Origin of the sequence: Parabacteroides sp. TM07-1AC (genome assembly GCF_003480915.1) — a bacterium.
Taxonomy (GTDB): Bacteria; Bacteroidota; Bacteroidia; order Bacteroidales; family Tannerellaceae; genus Parabacteroides; species Parabacteroides chongii.
The window spans coordinates 662,292-677,483 of sequence record NZ_QUKD01000001.1 but is presented as its reverse complement, the minus strand read 5'-3'; the positions used below and the strand labels follow the sequence as shown (position 1 = coordinate 677,483).

At 42.9% G+C, this 15,192-nt stretch carries 13 protein-coding genes; 8 read left to right on the top strand and 5 right to left on the bottom strand.

The window, feature by feature from the left end; genetic code table 11:
* The 4 genes from DXD68_RS02885 (at position 1) to DXD68_RS02870 (ending at position 4,150) form a co-directional block, all read left to right on the top strand.
* A complete protein-coding gene (locus DXD68_RS02885) occupies positions 1 to 606 on the top strand; it encodes a TetR/AcrR family transcriptional regulator (RefSeq protein WP_122360215.1) in 606 nt (201 codons plus the stop codon).
* Positions 607 to 816: 210 nt separating this feature from the next.
* Positions 817 to 1,188, top strand: coding sequence for a DUF4377 domain-containing protein (locus DXD68_RS02880; protein WP_199715360.1), 372 nt, complete (start codon positions 817 to 819; stop codon positions 1,186 to 1,188).
* Positions 1,189 to 1,256: 68 nt separating this feature from the next.
* On the top strand, positions 1,257 to 3,593 hold the full coding sequence (locus tag DXD68_RS02875; protein WP_122360214.1) for a hypothetical protein: 2,337 nt from the start codon (positions 1,257 to 1,259) through the stop codon (positions 3,591 to 3,593).
* A gap of 122 nt (positions 3,594 to 3,715) precedes the next feature.
* Positions 3,716 to 4,150: a DUF6078 family protein gene (locus DXD68_RS02870; protein WP_122360213.1), complete on the top strand. Its 435-nt coding sequence runs from the start codon at positions 3,716 to 3,718 to the stop codon at positions 4,148 to 4,150.
* A 250-nt stretch (positions 4,151 to 4,400) separates the two neighbouring features.
* Here DXD68_RS02870 and DXD68_RS24395 read toward each other — a convergent pair whose 3' ends face one another.
* The 5 genes from DXD68_RS24395 to DXD68_RS02850 all read right to left on the bottom strand — a co-directional run bounded on the left by DXD68_RS24395 (position 4,401) and on the right by DXD68_RS02850 (position 8,055).
* Positions 4,401 to 4,583: a hypothetical protein gene (locus tag DXD68_RS24395; RefSeq protein ID WP_233576972.1), complete on the bottom strand. Its 183-nt coding sequence runs from the start codon at positions 4,581 to 4,583 to the stop codon at positions 4,401 to 4,403.
* 54 nt (positions 4,584 to 4,637) lie between these two features.
* A complete protein-coding gene (locus tag DXD68_RS24390) occupies positions 4,638 to 5,042 on the bottom strand; it encodes a hypothetical protein (protein WP_233576971.1) in 405 nt (134 codons plus the stop codon).
* A gap of 71 nt (positions 5,043 to 5,113) precedes the next feature.
* Entirely contained in the window at positions 5,114 to 6,277 is a 1,164-nt protein-coding gene (locus tag DXD68_RS02860; RefSeq protein ID WP_122360212.1) for an aldo/keto reductase, read from the bottom strand.
* Between the two features lie 133 nt (positions 6,278 to 6,410).
* Entirely contained in the window at positions 6,411 to 7,223 is an 813-nt protein-coding gene (locus DXD68_RS02855) for a helix-turn-helix transcriptional regulator (protein WP_122360211.1), read from the bottom strand.
* A 4-nt stretch (positions 7,224 to 7,227) separates the two neighbouring features.
* Entirely contained in the window at positions 7,228 to 8,055 is an 828-nt protein-coding gene (locus tag DXD68_RS02850) for a carboxymuconolactone decarboxylase family protein (RefSeq protein WP_122360210.1), read from the bottom strand.
* A gap of 256 nt (positions 8,056 to 8,311) precedes the next feature.
* Here DXD68_RS02850 and DXD68_RS02845 point away from each other — a divergent pair, with 256 nt between their 5' ends.
* The 4 genes from DXD68_RS02845 to DXD68_RS02830 all read left to right on the top strand — a co-directional run bounded on the left by DXD68_RS02845 (position 8,312) and on the right by DXD68_RS02830 (position 15,191).
* Positions 8,312 to 9,067: a class I SAM-dependent methyltransferase gene (locus DXD68_RS02845; RefSeq protein WP_122360209.1), complete on the top strand. Its 756-nt coding sequence runs from the start codon at positions 8,312 to 8,314 to the stop codon at positions 9,065 to 9,067.
* A 69-nt stretch (positions 9,068 to 9,136) separates the two neighbouring features.
* Positions 9,137 to 10,057, top strand: coding sequence for a cation diffusion facilitator family transporter (locus tag DXD68_RS02840; protein ID WP_122360208.1), 921 nt, complete (start codon positions 9,137 to 9,139; stop codon positions 10,055 to 10,057).
* Between the two features lie 172 nt (positions 10,058 to 10,229).
* Positions 10,230 to 10,847 (top strand): TetR/AcrR family transcriptional regulator, encoded by a 618-nt coding sequence (locus DXD68_RS02835; RefSeq protein ID WP_122360207.1) that lies wholly within the window; start codon positions 10,230 to 10,232, stop codon positions 10,845 to 10,847.
* Positions 10,848 to 10,943: 96 nt separating this feature from the next.
* A complete protein-coding gene (locus DXD68_RS02830; RefSeq protein WP_122360206.1) occupies positions 10,944 to 15,191 on the top strand; it encodes an acyl-CoA dehydratase activase-related protein in 4,248 nt (1,415 codons plus the stop codon).
* Position 15,192: the final 1 nt, after the last annotated feature.

The following is a 15,192-nucleotide window of genomic DNA, read 5'->3' as shown; positions in this document are numbered from 1 at the left end:
ATGAAATTCAACCAAGATAAGTTTTTGCAAGATGCGTTTCGCTTGTTTATCAGCATGAATTATGAGAAAGCGAGTTTTTCTAAATTAGCTGAAGTAACGGGAATGACGGGGGCAGGTATGTCTTACTATTATCCGAATAAGGAAGCTATATTTAAGGCGGTTGTAGATAAGTTTGTATTGCAGACACATAGCCCGGAAAATAAATTTAAAGCAACGGCTACCTCACTGAAAGAATTTATTGTACAATATGTAGAGGGCATAGAGCAGACCATGAAAAAACTAAGGGTATTCTGTGATGCTGATTGGACTTTGCAGGAATGTTCACGTAACAATTACCATTTCTTGATACAGGCAAGCCGCTATTATCCGGGATTCGATGTCCGAATTAATGAGATGTTTGAAAAGGAATATGATTTATGGCGGCAGGTTGTTGCCAATGCCAAAGCGACGGGAGAAATATATTCGGGTGTCGATGTCGAAAAGACTGCATCCATATTCCGACAGATATATTGGGGATTGTCTTTTGAAATGTCTTTCACGTTGGGGCTTAATACTAACAAATTGCTAGAAAACTTACAATACACATACAGTCTGCTTGTTCGATGAGATTCCTTTTATTCAATACCGATATTTAATAAACCTTTGATTTATACTGCTACGTGAGAGAAAAAACATTTTCTAATGACCATTAGAAAATGTTTTTTCATATATTTGCAGTGTTATCAGACATTCAGCTATTGGCTGTATTATTGAATGATTGTTAACGGGTGTTCATATCTGAAAGAGAATTATCATATTAACTAAATAAATAATATTATGAGACGAAGGAAGCTGTTTAAAGTCGTGTTGTTCTTTTCTTTCTGTATGTTTTGTATGACTTCATGCCTTAATGACGATCAAGTTAAGGACAAGATTGAAAACATAAAAATGTATGTTTCTTCGGAAACGGGCGAGTATTTTCCTGTTTATGATCTTGATATTAGAAAAGAAGGAATGAAGGTTAGGGAAGAAAAAGATAAGGACTGGGATGTCATTCCCTTTAGTAAAATAGATGGATTTGAATATGAAAGAGGATATGAATATGTGCTTGAAGTAAAGAAAACAATATTAGCTAATCCGCCAATGGATGGTAGTAATCTTAAATACGAATTGATAAAAGTTGTTTCAAAGGATAAACCAACACATTAAGACTATTAATAATATGTAAGTCTGAAGTGTATGTTTATCGAATTTAAGTCAATGATAAGATTACAGCCATGAAAGAAATATGTCGTCTTTTTTTAGTATTGCTCATTCTTTGTTGCACACCGATTTTACTTGCCCAAGATAATCAAGACAATATAGACAACCTGTTTGTATCTGTCGGCAAAAGCCTGTCGGGTTATCCTTCCGAAGTGATATATTTGCAAACAAGTAAAGGCATTTATGAGACGGGAGAGGACTTATGGTTCAAAGCCTACCAGTTTGATGCACAATCTTTCGGACTTTCAGATCGGAGCAAAACGCTTTATCTGCAAATGGTGGATAGTGAGGATAGCGTAGTCTGGCGGGAGAAATATCCTATTGAGAACGGGATAGCGGACGGTCATGTGTATGTGGATGAAAAGTTGCCGGAAGGTGATTATTCATTGGAAGGTTATACTAGGTATTCGTTTTGTACCGATACAATTGGAATACTGTCCGGACGTAAAATAAGGGTCGTAAAGAATATTGCACAAAATGACCAAAGGATGGAAAAAGGAAAAGACTGTGATTGGCGGTTTGATCTTTTTCCCGAAGGTGGAAACTTGGTTTCTGGCATATCTTCCCGGTTAGCATTCAAGGCTACAGATGGTAAAGGTCTTCCGGTGGATGTGGAGGGTACATTATATGTGGATGGTAATCCGACTACAATATTCAAGAGCAGTCATGACGGGATGGGTGTCTTTTCTTTGACTCCTTTTCTCGAAAAAAAGTACCGGATAGAATTGAAAAATGGCAAGACTTATTCTTTGCCTGAGATTTACCCGCAGGGAATGTCATTTCAGTTGCTGAAGAAAGATAAGGAACGGATGGAGTTTGTAATCTCCCAGACAGAAGGACTGCCTGAACAGGATGTTTATCTGCTGGGGCAAATGCGGGGAGTAGTCTGTTGTGTGGCAAAAGGAAGATTGAAGAATAGCCTGAAAATAAAGATTCCTGCAATGGAATTTCCATATCAGGGGATTGCGGAATTTACATTGTTTGACGGTACGATGCAGCCCATAGCGGAACGTTTGGTATATGTCCACCCGGAAAAGAGACTGAATATCAGTATCGAACCGAACAAGGACAGTTATGTACTCCGTGAAAAGGCTACATTGAAAATAAAGGTGACGGATGATGATGGCAAACCGATACAGGCAAATTTGGGTATCAGCGTATTCGACAAAATATATATGAATCCGGCTGATCCTGCTAATATCCTTACGCACTGCTATCTTACTTCCCAGATACGGGGGGGTATCCATGATCCGGCTTATTATTTCAATGAAGAGAATAAAGACCGGATGGAAGCAATGGATTTACTGCTGCTGACACAAGGCTGGCGACGGTATGTGTGGAGTGCTGATCGCTTGCCATATCATGGTGAGATATTCCTGCCGGATGAAATATCGGGTACTCAAACGATAGGAAGTAAGAAGAAAAGTAAGGAAACACAGAGTACGGAGCAACTGATTCAGGTATCGGGTGCTGAAGGAAATTCAGTGTTTGTCTGGGCTGATTCAGCAGGATGTTTTACGATCGATACAGATATAATGAAAGATGTTCGGGGAGGATATGTGTATCTGAAACCGATGTTATCAAAAGAGTTTAGACCGAAACTGGAAATAACGGATTATTTTCCCTTGATTGACAGCTTAAGGAAAAACAGACCGTCTTATTATCCAATAATGGATTTGTCTGAAACAGTCGGGCGACAAGTGCTCGATATGCTGGTGGTGAGCAATGACAGTACAATCCTGCTGGATGAAGTGGTTGTTACCCGCAAGGCTCGCAAACCGTTTCGGGATAAGTTTATGGGAAGGTTGGATAGTTTGGCACAGATGGATGTAGGGATGCCATGGGTATGTCCGGAAGGGCATTTGGAGAATTATAAAGAGGGATATACAGTGCATCACGACCCCCGCTATTGTCCGAGTCCGTATATTGTTCCGCTTGAAAAACGAAGCAAACCGGTAGAGGGGAAAACTTATAGGATTATCAAGCCTAAATATTTCGACGGTGGAAAATGGTTTATTGTGGAAGATGAACAATATGTAGTTTATCACGACCCTATTTATTCAGTTGAAGAACTCCTTCGTCGCAATAACCTTTGGCGCACAAAAGGATATTACGCAGCCCGTGAGTTCTATCAGCCGGATGAAATAGATATGCAGCTATCCACGCCGGATGCACGGAATACATTGTTGTGGCAACCTATCGTTTATACAGATGAAAAGGGAGAAGCAACCATATCGTTCTTCTGTTCGGATATAAATACCGGATTTACCGGAATTGTGGAAGGTACTAACGGACTGGGATTGCTTGGTACGGGAAAATGTGAATTCAGGGTAGTTAGGAATATTGATTGAAATATCGTTTTCTTTCTTTTTGCCGGAATCACTCTGTTTACACCAAAAGAATGCTTACATTTACACGATTGGTTTGATTAATCTTATATCGAAAACTAACACAATAAACACTTATCACTAGTATGGAAGAAAAACATCTTTTCCCGGAAATTCCCTTCAACTATGCTTTATGCCTTAAACGGGAGTGCCCCAAAGTCTCTACTTGTTTGCGACAGTTAGCAGAACAGGATATTTCGGACAGCGTCGAGCGTTGGATGATTATTAGTCCCAAATACCAGGTTACACTGGAGGGGGAGTGTCCGCATTATCGTCCTGACGTGAAAGTTATTTATGCCAAAGGCTTTACACGTTTGTTGGATAACCTGCCTTACGCACAGATGAAAAGCGTCATCTCTCGTTTGAGAAACCTTTTCAGTGAAAGAACTTACTATCGGGTTCGTAAAGGCGAACGTTTACTTTCTCCTGCCGAACAAAAAGAGATACAGCGCATTCTGGTACGATGTGGAATTGATGAACCACCGAAGTTTGATGCTTATGTAGAAGATTATGCATGGTAGTAACGGGGAAAGGCTTTTGCCATAGGCATGGCAGGCCACTGCCATCGTAGTGGCAGAGTTCTGCCATGCCTTTGGCAGACTCTTGCCATCACTATGGCAAAACATTTCCATCAGTATGACAAGACACTGTCATTTAAAGGACAGAGCATCTTGCACGGGAAGAGGATTTTCTAACTGTGCAATTGTCGCTCGCTGTACTTCCTGCATGCCGATACCGCCCATAAAAAGAGGTGTTATCATTATCTGCTGTTTAATTGATCTCATTCAGCCAGTCGGCAATCATCGAGTGACAGTTGGATGTTTGAGATGAACGTATCCACAGGCTTGGTGTGAGGAAGTTTCCGCCCGGAATGAGCCGTTTGGCATCGGACTCGACACCGTTGATCCCGCTGCTTGCACTCGATACGATCAGACCGATATTTTTACTTTCCATCTGACTGCCGTATTGAAATAGGAATGTTTGCAGGGGCGCAGCCATATTGCTCCACTAGAGAGGTGCGCCTATGATGATTCTGTCATAATCGGAAAGGTTATCAATTGTCGTTTCAATAGATGGATAAGAATTCGCATCGTTCGGATTATCCCGGATTGCCTGAATCAATGCACTGCCAATCGCATAATTGTTGGCGGCATAGTCTATCCCTTTTTCGGTAGGTTCAACCCTTACCACATCGGCTTCTATTTGCGTCTGCAGATCGTTGATAATAGAATGTATATTATTCGTGTAGCTGTAATATACAATCAGTGTCTTGCCCGTTGGGGCCGGATTCGGATTGTCGGGTGTTTCCGGAGTCTCGGTCTGCGGGTTGTCCGGTTCATTATCATCGGGAGAACATGCATTTAATCCTACCGCTATAAGAGTGGCAAACAGTAGATACAGGTACTTTTTCATATGATTCTTATTTTATAATTAAACAATTATTCCAATGCTGAAAGTTTGAGAAGTCTTGCAGGATTGATTCTTTAGCGACCTACCTGACGTTGTTGCTCGGCATTGTATCGGTCTCCGACAACGGGAATAGCGGCTACTGCATCCTCCAGTTCTTTCCATTCTTCGGGTGAAAGAGTAAATTCCTGCGTGCGCAGGTTCTCTTCCAGATGCGCAAGTTTCGTTGTTCCGGGGATGGGGACGATCCACGGTGCTTTCTGAAGTAACCAGCCGAGTGCCACTTGTGCCGAAGTCATGCCTCGTGTGCGGCCGAAGGCTTGAAGCACATTCACGATACGGGTATTCGCACGCATCGCTTCCGGTTGAAAGCGTGGCAGGGTTTGGCGGTTGTCGTTGTTTACATCGAAAACCGTGTATTCATTGATGCAGCCACCCAAAAATCCACGGTTCAGCGGGCTGTACGGAACAAAGCCGATCCCCAACTCCCGACAGGTATCGAGCACTCCGTTTTCCTCTACCAACCGGTACATCAGATGATACTCGCTTTGTATAGCCGTCAACGGGCAAACAGCATGAGCTTTACGGATGGTCTCGGCACTGACTTCGCACATGCCCCAGTGTTGTACCTTGCCCTCTTTCATCAGGTCGGCAATGGTCGATGCCACTTCTTCCGCCGGTGTATCCGGATCAGAGCGGTGCTGGTAAAACATGGGAAGCGATTCGAGCCGGAGGCGACGGAGCGACTCTTCGCAATAGCGACGAATAGTCTCCGGTCGGCTGTTCTGACGACCCGTGGCTTTCCCGTCGATAACTTCATGTCCGAATTTAGTCGTTACGTTGATCCGGTTTTTGAATTCGGATAATGCTTCTCCGGCTAGATTTTCGTTAGTCAACGGTCCATAGATGATAGCCGTGTCGAAGAGTGTTATACCCCGATCCACCGCTTCATGCAACAATCGGATGCACTGTTTTTTGTCCGGATGCTGACTGCGGTTGTAAGTCATACCCATTACACCAAAACCGAGTGTCGATACCTCGAAAGCTGCCTTTCCCGTACCCAATATACGATGTCCCGTAATATGAGCGGCATCACTGTCGTTATCGGAGACTGCCGTCTGTTTCGTTTTCGCTGCAAAGACTTTATCCAGTCCGGTGGGCATGGTTAATGCTGCTCCTGTCAAGGTTGCCGTCTTGAGAAATCCGCGACGGCTGAGATTCATTTGATTGTTCTTTTCCATGATTTTATGTTTTAATGTTCTGTAGGCAAAGGTAAAAAGAGAGCCTCGCAACGACTTTGCTGCGAGGCTCAAAAGGGTTTGTTATAAAGTTCATTTAGTTAAGTAGTGTTTTACGAAAATACATCTCTGTTTTTTACCATGATGGGGCAACCCCATACGTTTCCTTATATATTTTGGAGAAATGAGACAGGTTTTTGAAACCTACATCGAAACAGGCTTCCGTCACTTTTTTTCTACCTGATTTTATCAAATCATGTGCAGCCTCCAGACGACGTCTGATAATCCATTTCTGTGGTGTCAGGTCACTGATTTTGGCGAAGTCTCGTTTGAAAGTCGCCAAGCTACGTCCCGTATAACTTGCAATTTCATCCATCGAAAGGTCGCACATATAATTTTTATTCAGATAGTCGAGAATGTCTATTTTCCACGGTTCCACAAAATCGAACAACGAGGCGTAAAGGTTCCTGTCGGTATTGAGTAGTACATATACTCCCTCAATCATTTTTAACTTCAGTACATCTTCAGACGGTTTTTCGCCTGCATCGAAATAGGGAATGATGGATTCGAACAGTGAACGAATGTCCGGTCTGTTGCCTGGCAATACACGCAGACTTACTTTATCGCGTTTAGAATCAGTCGGAATTTGTTGCCGGTTAAGAGTCTGATAAAATTCTCTTAGAAAAGGTCTTGAGAATTTCAACACGACAGAACGGTACGGTTTCCCATCCTCGACCTTTTTTTGCAACCACATCCGGTTATCGCGCCGCATGAAAGCACACTCTCCCGGATGCAAAACGGTTTTCTTTCCGCGCTCCTCTATTTCCAGTTCACCGGAACATAGATAAATAAGCGTATGTTCCCTGTTTTCGTGGGCACATCCCCGGTCGTCAGTGAAATAGCTCGCCATAAGCACATTCGAGCAATCGAATACATCTAATTGTTCCATATATTTATTGTTTGTTCTGTTCGAGTTTGTTATACTCTTCATCCGTCACTGGTTCGAGCCATTCATTGGAAGTATTCTCTCCGGGGACTTCGAATGCTAAATGAGCGAACCAACTGTCGGCTGCAGCTCCGTGCCAATGCTTGACGTTAGCAGGGATATGAATTACTGTGCCAGGCAGAATCTCCACTGCCGGCTTGCCTTCTTCCTGATACCAACCGCGTCCGGCTACGCCGATGAGCATCTGTCCGCCGCCGCTTTTTGCGCGGTGTACGTGCCAGTTGTTGCGGCAACGAGGTTCAAAAGTAACATTGGCTATCGATACTTGTTCGCGGGAAACGGGAGCAAGGTAGCTGTTACCGATGAAGTACTGTGCATATGCAGTATTGGGTTCGCCGATAGGGAAAATCATTTCGCGCTGGAAAGCGGCCTTGGCGTCTTCACCGGTAGAATCTTCCGCCCATACGCCTTTGGCCAGATTGAATGCCGCCCACGCTTTGGGCCAACCGGCATAGAAACCGATGTGGGTGATTATTTCGGCAATCTCGGTGCGGGTAATACCGTTCTTCTTTGCTGATTGAAGATGGAAAACGAGCGAATTGTCGGTGATACCCTGGCTTATGAGAGAGGTGATGGTCACTAAACTGCGGTCGCGCAGACCAAGTTTGTCGGTGCGGCTCCATACTTCGCCGAAAAGGACATCATCGTTGAGTTCTGCAAATTTGGGTGCGAATTCGCCTAATTGGGTGCGCCCTGCTGTCTGTACTATTTTTTCTTGTGCCATGACATTGAGTGTTAAAATGGTGAATACTGAAATTAAAAGAATCTTGTTCATTGCTATTTGATTTATAGGATGAAGTTATTTGTTTTTATTGATACAAAGTTACCAAGACTTGTAGAAGTTGTTGTAACGATAAGTGGGAAGTTTGTACCAATTTTACTGATTTTGATGTGCTCAATGTATTAATTTATTGGGGATTTGAAATAAAGCACTAATTTTATGCCGAGTTATTTGACGGTATAGCACCACAAAATTACAATCGCTTAAGTCAAATCGATAAAACATAAAATAATAAATCTGGAGGACATACATGAATAGTGATTATAAAGTTGGCGATTTAATTTATGATGCAAATATTTATGATGGCATGAATACCGACCTGACAGATTTGCAATTTTATAAACGGTGGCTGCCGAAAGGTAAGGAGACCCGAATACTCGAACTTTGTTGCGGCACAGGCAGGCTTACTGTTCCGATAGCAAAGGACGGGTATGATATTACCGGGGTTGATTATACTTCTTCAATGCTTGACCAGGCAAAGATTAAAGCATCCGAAGCAGGATTGGAAATTCCTTTTATTGAAGCTGATATCAGGACTTTGAATTTACAGGAAAAATACGACCTTATTTTTATTCCATTTAATTCAATCCATCATTTATATAAAAATGAAGATTTATTTAAGGCATTCAGTGTCGTTAAAAATCATCTCAAAGACGGAGGTTTATTTCTGTTGGATTGCTTTAATCCGAATATTCGATATATCGTAGAAGGTGAAAAAGAACCGATGGAAATTGCTGCATATACAACAGACGATGGAAGAGAAGTATTGATAAAGCAAACAATGCGATATGAAAATACGACTCAGATCAATCGAATCGAATGGCATTACTTTATCAATGGTGAGTTCAATTCGATTCAAAATCTGGATATGAGAATGTTTTTCCCGCAAGAATTGGATTCATATTTGGAATGGAACGGTTTTAATATTATTCACAAATACGGAGGATTTGACGGGGAAGCATTTAATGATGATTCGGAAAAACAGATATTCGTTTGCCGGTGTTAGTATAGTCTGGGGATCCTTGTGAGATCATTAAAAATGATTACTTTTACCACTTATTTTCACAATAATAATATGTCACGAGAGAAAATCTTAATTAGAACTTCATGGGTAAGTACGATAGGCAACGCGATACTGTCCGTATCCAAAATTGTTGTCGGCTTGTTGTCGGGGAGTTTGGCTGTAATAGGAGATGGTATTGATTCGGCAACCGACGTGGTTATATCTGTTGTTATGATCTTTACGGCACGTTTGATGAACAAGCCGCCTTCCAAGAAATATGTGTTCGGTTATGAGAAAGCGGAGAGCATTGCCACAAAGGTGCTTTCGTTGGTGATCTTTTATGCAGGCGCACAGATGTTGGTGTCGTCGGTTGAAAGTATCTTTTCGGATGAAACGAAAGAGATTCCATCGGCTATTGCCATCTATGTTACGGTCTTTTCTATTGTCGGTAAACTTTTGTTGTCTACTTACCAATATAAACAAGGAAAGAAAATCAACAGTTCCATGCTGATCGCGAATGCTGTCAATATGCGTAATGATGTGGTTATTTCATGCGGTGTCTTGTTGGGGTTGATATTTACATTTATATTTAAGTTGCCTATACTCGACTCGATCACAGGATTGGTGATCAGCCTCTTTATCATCAAATCGTCTATCGGTATCTTTATGGATTCCAATGTCGAACTGATGGATGGAGTGAAAGATGTCAACGTATATAATAAGATATTTGAAGCTGTGGAGAAAGTTCCCGGTGCAGGTAATCCGCATCGTGTCCGGTCGAGAATGGTAGGTAATCTGTATCTGATTACGCTTGATATAGAAGTAGATCCGCAAATGACTTTAATGCGTGCCCATGAGATTGCCGATGAAGTAGAGAAGAGTATAGAAGACTCGATAGACAATGTATATGATATTTTAGTCCATGTGGAACCTGCCGGAAAATGTCAGACGGATGAGAAATTCGGTATCGACAAAGATATGGTGAAACAGTAAATATTTTAGATGCAGGTATAAATCAGGAGTGCAGCAATAATCAATACGTCTGTATAACTATTAGGTATTTAGATAGATACGTTTGGTCATTGCGTTGATGATTATTAACAGTAAATGTTTTGCCACGTTTAAACGATCGTTTAAGTTTGCTTAAACAATCGTTTAAATTAGTATGGTGAAAAAGCAATCGACATCGGATGTAAGTGACCGGATACTGAATGTAGCCCGTGACTTATTTATTAAAAATGGCTATGCCGGAACCAGTATCCGCGATATAGCGGCAGCTTCAGGTACTAATGTTGCCCACATAAAATATTATTTTGAGTCGAAGTATAATCTTTTCGAGATAATATTCGACGAAGCATTTGAAATTCTCTTTAAACGTGTTTCCGCAACTTTGACATCGGATATGCCATTCTACGATATGGTAGAAGCATGGATAAGTACCTATTATGAGATATTGTCCGAATATCCTCAGATTCCTATTTTTATCCTGAATGAAGTCAATCAGAGTCCCGATACTTTGATCAGGAAGTTGCTGGAACGTGATCCTCTGGCAATATTTACAAGATTGTCCGAAAGGATAGCTGAGGAAGTGAAAAAGGGAACGATAAAGGATATTCCGGCAATCGATCTGGGTTTAAATATCTTGTCGTTATGTGTGTTTCCGTTTATGTTCAGAGGATTGGCCATCCGGATAGCGAACCGGTCGGAAACTGAATATAACGAAATTCTGACAGCACACAAGAAGCGTGTGATTGATTTGATCTTTAGCGGGTTGAGACCATAAGTTTCTACCTGCTACATATATATAATACCAGGGTAACCACTAATAATATAACCCTCAATTTAGATTATCGTATAGATTTATTATAATCGTTTTAATATGAAACCAAATACTGTTTGTAGTATCGGGATCGATGTCGGTTCCACTACATTGAAAGTTGTTGTTTTGAATGACCGGAATGAAATCATTTACAAAATTTACAGACGTCATAAGGCGGATTTTAATACCTTATTTGTTGAAGAACTGAATACTGTCACTTCCCTGTTCTCTGATTGCCGGTTTACGATAGCCATTACGGGATCGGCTGGCATGGGGATATCCGAACGGACAGGGATTCCTTTTGTTCAGGAAGTCGTTGCATCTATAGAAGTAGTAGATAAAGAATATCCGGACACACATACGCTGATAGATCTGGGTGGTGAAGATGCCAAAATGGTATTCTTTAAAGACGGAAAACAACCGGATATCCGTATGAACGGAAGCTGTGCCGGCGGAACGGGAGCTTTTATCGACCAGATGGCCGACCTGATGAATATTCCTGTCGAAGAACTGGGGCGTCAGGCGCTGAAGTATGAAAAGTTATACCCGGTAGCTTCCCGTTGCGGTGTATTTGCGAAAACGGACGTACAAAACCTTATTTCCCGCAACGTGCCGGTTCCTGATATATCCATGTCGATCTTGCGGACTGTCGCTGTGCAAAGTGTGACTACGCTTGCCCGAGGATGTGATATACAACCGAAGATACTTTGTATAGGCGGTCCGCTGACGTTTATCCCTGCATTAAGAGATTCTTTTGTCGAACTATTGAACCTGGATGAAGCAGATCTGATCGTTCCGGCAAACAGTGAGTATTTTCCGGCATGGGGAACAGCCCTTTATAACCGGGAGGGAGAGACGATCGAAGACATATCCTTGCTGATACAAAAGCTGGGAATAAAGGATCATAAACGGAAAGATGTATTACCTGCTTTATTCGCTAGTGAAGAGGAATATCAGTCCTGGAAAGAGAACCGGAAGGTAAAACCTTTAAAACGGGCAGAACTCGGTTCGAAGAAAAATATCGAATGCTTCCTGGGTATCGACTCCGGTTCCACGACGACCAAAATATTAATCATGGATACGGACAGTGATATCGTTTATACGTTTTATGGCACCAACCAGGGAAATTCCCTAAGGAAGGTGATCGAGGGACTGAACGGATTTTATCAGGAAGCCAAAAACAAAGGAGTTACATTCCGCTTTATCTCATCTGCGGCAACAGGTTACGGGGAAGACCTGATCAAGTCGGCATTAAATCTCGATTACGGGATCGTGGAAACGATGGCGCATTTATCCGGTGCACAATATGTAGACCCGGAAGTCTCCTTCGTACTGGACATCGGCGGACAGGATATGAAATCCATATTCACCCGCAACGGAGTCATATCGAATATCGAACTGAATGAAGCCTGTTCATCCGGTTGCGGTTCTTTCCTTCAGAACTTTGCGGCAACCATGAATATGGGGCTTTCAGAGTTCACGAAAGCAGCCTGCCTGGCAGAATATCCCAGTGACCTGGGATCACGCTGTACTGTTTTTATGAATTCGAAGGTGAAACAGTCATTGCGTGAAAATGCGGCATTAGGCGATATTGCAGCCGGTCTGGCTTATTCGGTCATCAAGAACTGTCTGTTCAAGGTGCTGAAGATTACGAACCTTAACCTTTTGGGAGAACATATCGTGGTGCAGGGCGGAACATTCCGCAACGATGCCGTTTACCGTGCGCTCGAACTCCTGTCCGGCAAATCGGTCAGTACCACCGACTATCCCGAACTGATGGGAGCGTTAGGAGCTGCTTTATATGCCCGGAAGATGTGGCAGGCTGATAAGAAGCCGACGTTGTTTACCGGAGAGGAAGTATTGCCGGATGTAAATGCGGTGGATACAAAAGAATTACAGTGTAAAGGATGTACGAACAAATGTTCGATCCTTCGTTTCCGGTTTGATAACGGGAATATTTGTTATGCAGGAAATAAATGCGAGAAAGTGTTTTTTAGCAAAGCCACGGCTGCGGAGAAAGGCTATAACGCTTTTGACAGAAAGAATGAGATTCTTTTTGCCCGTAGTGGTGAAAAGCAGACGTCTGCATCCGGTTTGCGGATCGGTATTCCGCGGGTGCTGAATATGTTTGAGAATTATCCTTTCTGGCATACCTTGCTTACCGAATGTAATTTGGAAGTGGTATTGTCTCCCGAGTCTACAACGGCTCTTTACCAAAAAGGAGTCGGAAGTGTGATGTCTGATAACATCTGTTTTCCGGCCAAGTTGGTGCATGGGCATATCCTGGCATTGGCAGAGCAAAAGGTCGACCGTATTTTCTATCCGATGATCGTGAAGGAAGAAAAAGAGTTCGATTCATCGGTCAATTCATACAATTGCCCGATCGTGAGCGGTTATCCGGATGTGATCCGGAGTTCTATGGAACCGGAGGAAAAGTTCGGTATTCCGTTCGACAAACCTGTCGTTACCTTTAGTAATGACAAAGCACTGGAGAAAGCCTGTTTTACTTATCTCTCTTCTTTGGGCGTATCGGAGGTTGTTTTTAGAAAAGCCTTTGTGAAAGCGCTGAAAGAGCGCAATGAGACGAAAGATGCTTTGCGGGATAAACAAAAAGCTTTGTTCGACCAGGCGGTCAGAGAGAATAAGCTGGTATTCGTGGTAGTGGGCAGACCTTATCATACAGACCCGCTGATCCATCAGAAGGTAGGGCAAATCCTTTCGGATATGGGAGTATATGTGTTCACCGACGATATTTTCCGTCATAAGGAAAGTAAAGGGTTCGGTAAACTGAATATCGTCTCGCAATGGTCTTACCCTAACCGGGTCGTACAAGCAGCTATGGAAGTCGCCAAACTTCCTCAGAACGTGCAATTGGTGCAACTGAACTCTTTCGGCTGTGGTCCCGACTCTTTCTTTATGGATGAAACCGGGGAAATATTGAAGCAGGCCGGCAAGAACCATACGATCTTGCGTATCGACGAAATAGCCAGTCCGGGTTCTGTCCGGTTGCGTATGCGTTCCCTGATCGAGTCTTTGAAGGTGATAATACCTGATCCGGTAACAGGAACGAAGACATTCCAGGGCTATGATGTTGCCTATAAGAAAGAGGACAGGCAAAAGACGATACTCGCTCCCTGGTTTGCCGATTTTATCTCGCCTTTCATTCCGGCTCTCGGAGAACTGGCAGGTTATAAGATCGTCAATCTGCCAAAGACCAATACGGTTTCAGCGGAGGCCGGACTTGTCTACGGGCATAATGAAGTCTGTTATCCTTCCACATTGATTTTGGGAGATATTATCACGGCGTTGCAATCGGGTAAATATGACCTGGATGATGTTGTGGTTGCCATTACGCAAACAGGCGGTCAGTGCCGGGCTACGAACTATCTGGCACAGATCAAATCAGGTTTGATGAATGCGGGATTTTCCAATATTCCGGTGTTGGTATTTGCTGCCGGAGAGGTTTTCCAGAACGATCAGAAGGCGTTTAAACTGCCGGTTCTTAAATTGATGGATATTGTCGTTTATATGCTTCTCTATGCAGATGCATTGCAGCAGATGTATAGCAGTACGATTATCCGGGAAAAGAAAAAAGGGGAGACGCAGCATCTGTTTGATTTCTATATCGACAGGGGAGTGGAGGCAATCCGTAGGAACGATCATAAAGCGTTGCTTTCCTTGTTGGAACAGGCAGTGGCCGACTTTAACGGAGTTGACATCTACGACCGTGAGTTTACGAAGATCGGCCTGGTAGGGGAGATCTATGTGAAATACAATAATTACGGACAGGCTCATATCACCGAATGGCTTCGTTCCCGGAATATGGAAGTGGTCACGCCTCCGATCATTGATTTCGTGATGCAGTATTTCGTAAATTCCCAGGCCAACATAAAGAATGGTTTGCAGAAGGATAATCTCTTTAAGCATTGCCTGAACCCTATATTCTGGAAATATATGAATGACAAGATCAGGAAGGTGGGAGGGATCGTGAAGAGCTATCGTTTTCATGTGCCGTCCAAATCAATATATGTAAAGGCAAAATATGCTTCGGAGATATTGGATTTGTCCAATCAGTTCGGTGAAGGTTGGTTGATAGCCGGAGAGGTGGCCAGCTATGCCCGTCAGGGGATAAAGAGGGTTGTCTGCATTCAGCCGTTCGGCTGCATTGCCAATCATATTGTAGCGAAAGGTATCGAGAAACGGCTGAGGAAGTTCTATCCGGAAATGAACCTGCTGTATCTGGATGTCGATGGCGGCATGGCAGAGGTGAATTTACAGAACAGGTTACATTTCCTGATGAATGATTAAG

Excerpts from the sequence above, each read along its gene's own strand:
- DXD68_RS02870 (WP_122360213.1), top strand. The coding sequence starts at position 3,716 with ATGGAAGAAAAACATCTTTTCCCGGAAATTCCCTTCAACTATGCTTTA.
- DXD68_RS02885 (WP_122360215.1), top strand. The coding sequence starts at position 1 with ATGAAATTCAACCAAGATAAGTTTTTGCAAGATGCGTTTCGCTTGTTT.
- DXD68_RS02830 (WP_122360206.1), top strand. The coding sequence starts at position 10,944 with ATGAAACCAAATACTGTTTGTAGTATCGGGATCGATGTCGGTTCCACT.
- DXD68_RS24395 (WP_233576972.1), bottom strand. The coding sequence starts at position 4,583 with ATGGAAAGTAAAAATATCGGTCTGATCGTATCGAGTGCAAGCAGCGGG.
- DXD68_RS02875 (WP_122360214.1), top strand. The coding sequence starts at position 1,257 with ATGAAAGAAATATGTCGTCTTTTTTTAGTATTGCTCATTCTTTGTTGC.
- DXD68_RS02840 (WP_122360208.1), top strand. The coding sequence starts at position 9,137 with ATGTCACGAGAGAAAATCTTAATTAGAACTTCATGGGTAAGTACGATA.
- DXD68_RS02860 (WP_122360212.1), bottom strand. The coding sequence starts at position 6,277 with ATGGAAAAGAACAATCAAATGAATCTCAGCCGTCGCGGATTTCTCAAG.
- DXD68_RS02835 (WP_122360207.1), top strand. The coding sequence starts at position 10,230 with ATGGTGAAAAAGCAATCGACATCGGATGTAAGTGACCGGATACTGAAT.
- DXD68_RS24390 (WP_233576971.1), bottom strand. The coding sequence starts at position 5,042 with ATGAAAAAGTACCTGTATCTACTGTTTGCCACTCTTATAGCGGTAGGA.
- DXD68_RS02845 (WP_122360209.1), top strand. The coding sequence starts at position 8,312 with ATGAATAGTGATTATAAAGTTGGCGATTTAATTTATGATGCAAATATT.
- DXD68_RS02850 (WP_122360210.1), bottom strand. The coding sequence starts at position 8,055 with ATGAACAAGATTCTTTTAATTTCAGTATTCACCATTTTAACACTCAAT.
- DXD68_RS02855 (WP_122360211.1), bottom strand. The coding sequence starts at position 7,223 with ATGGAACAATTAGATGTATTCGATTGCTCGAATGTGCTTATGGCGAGC.
- DXD68_RS02880 (WP_199715360.1), top strand. The coding sequence starts at position 817 with ATGAGACGAAGGAAGCTGTTTAAAGTCGTGTTGTTCTTTTCTTTCTGT.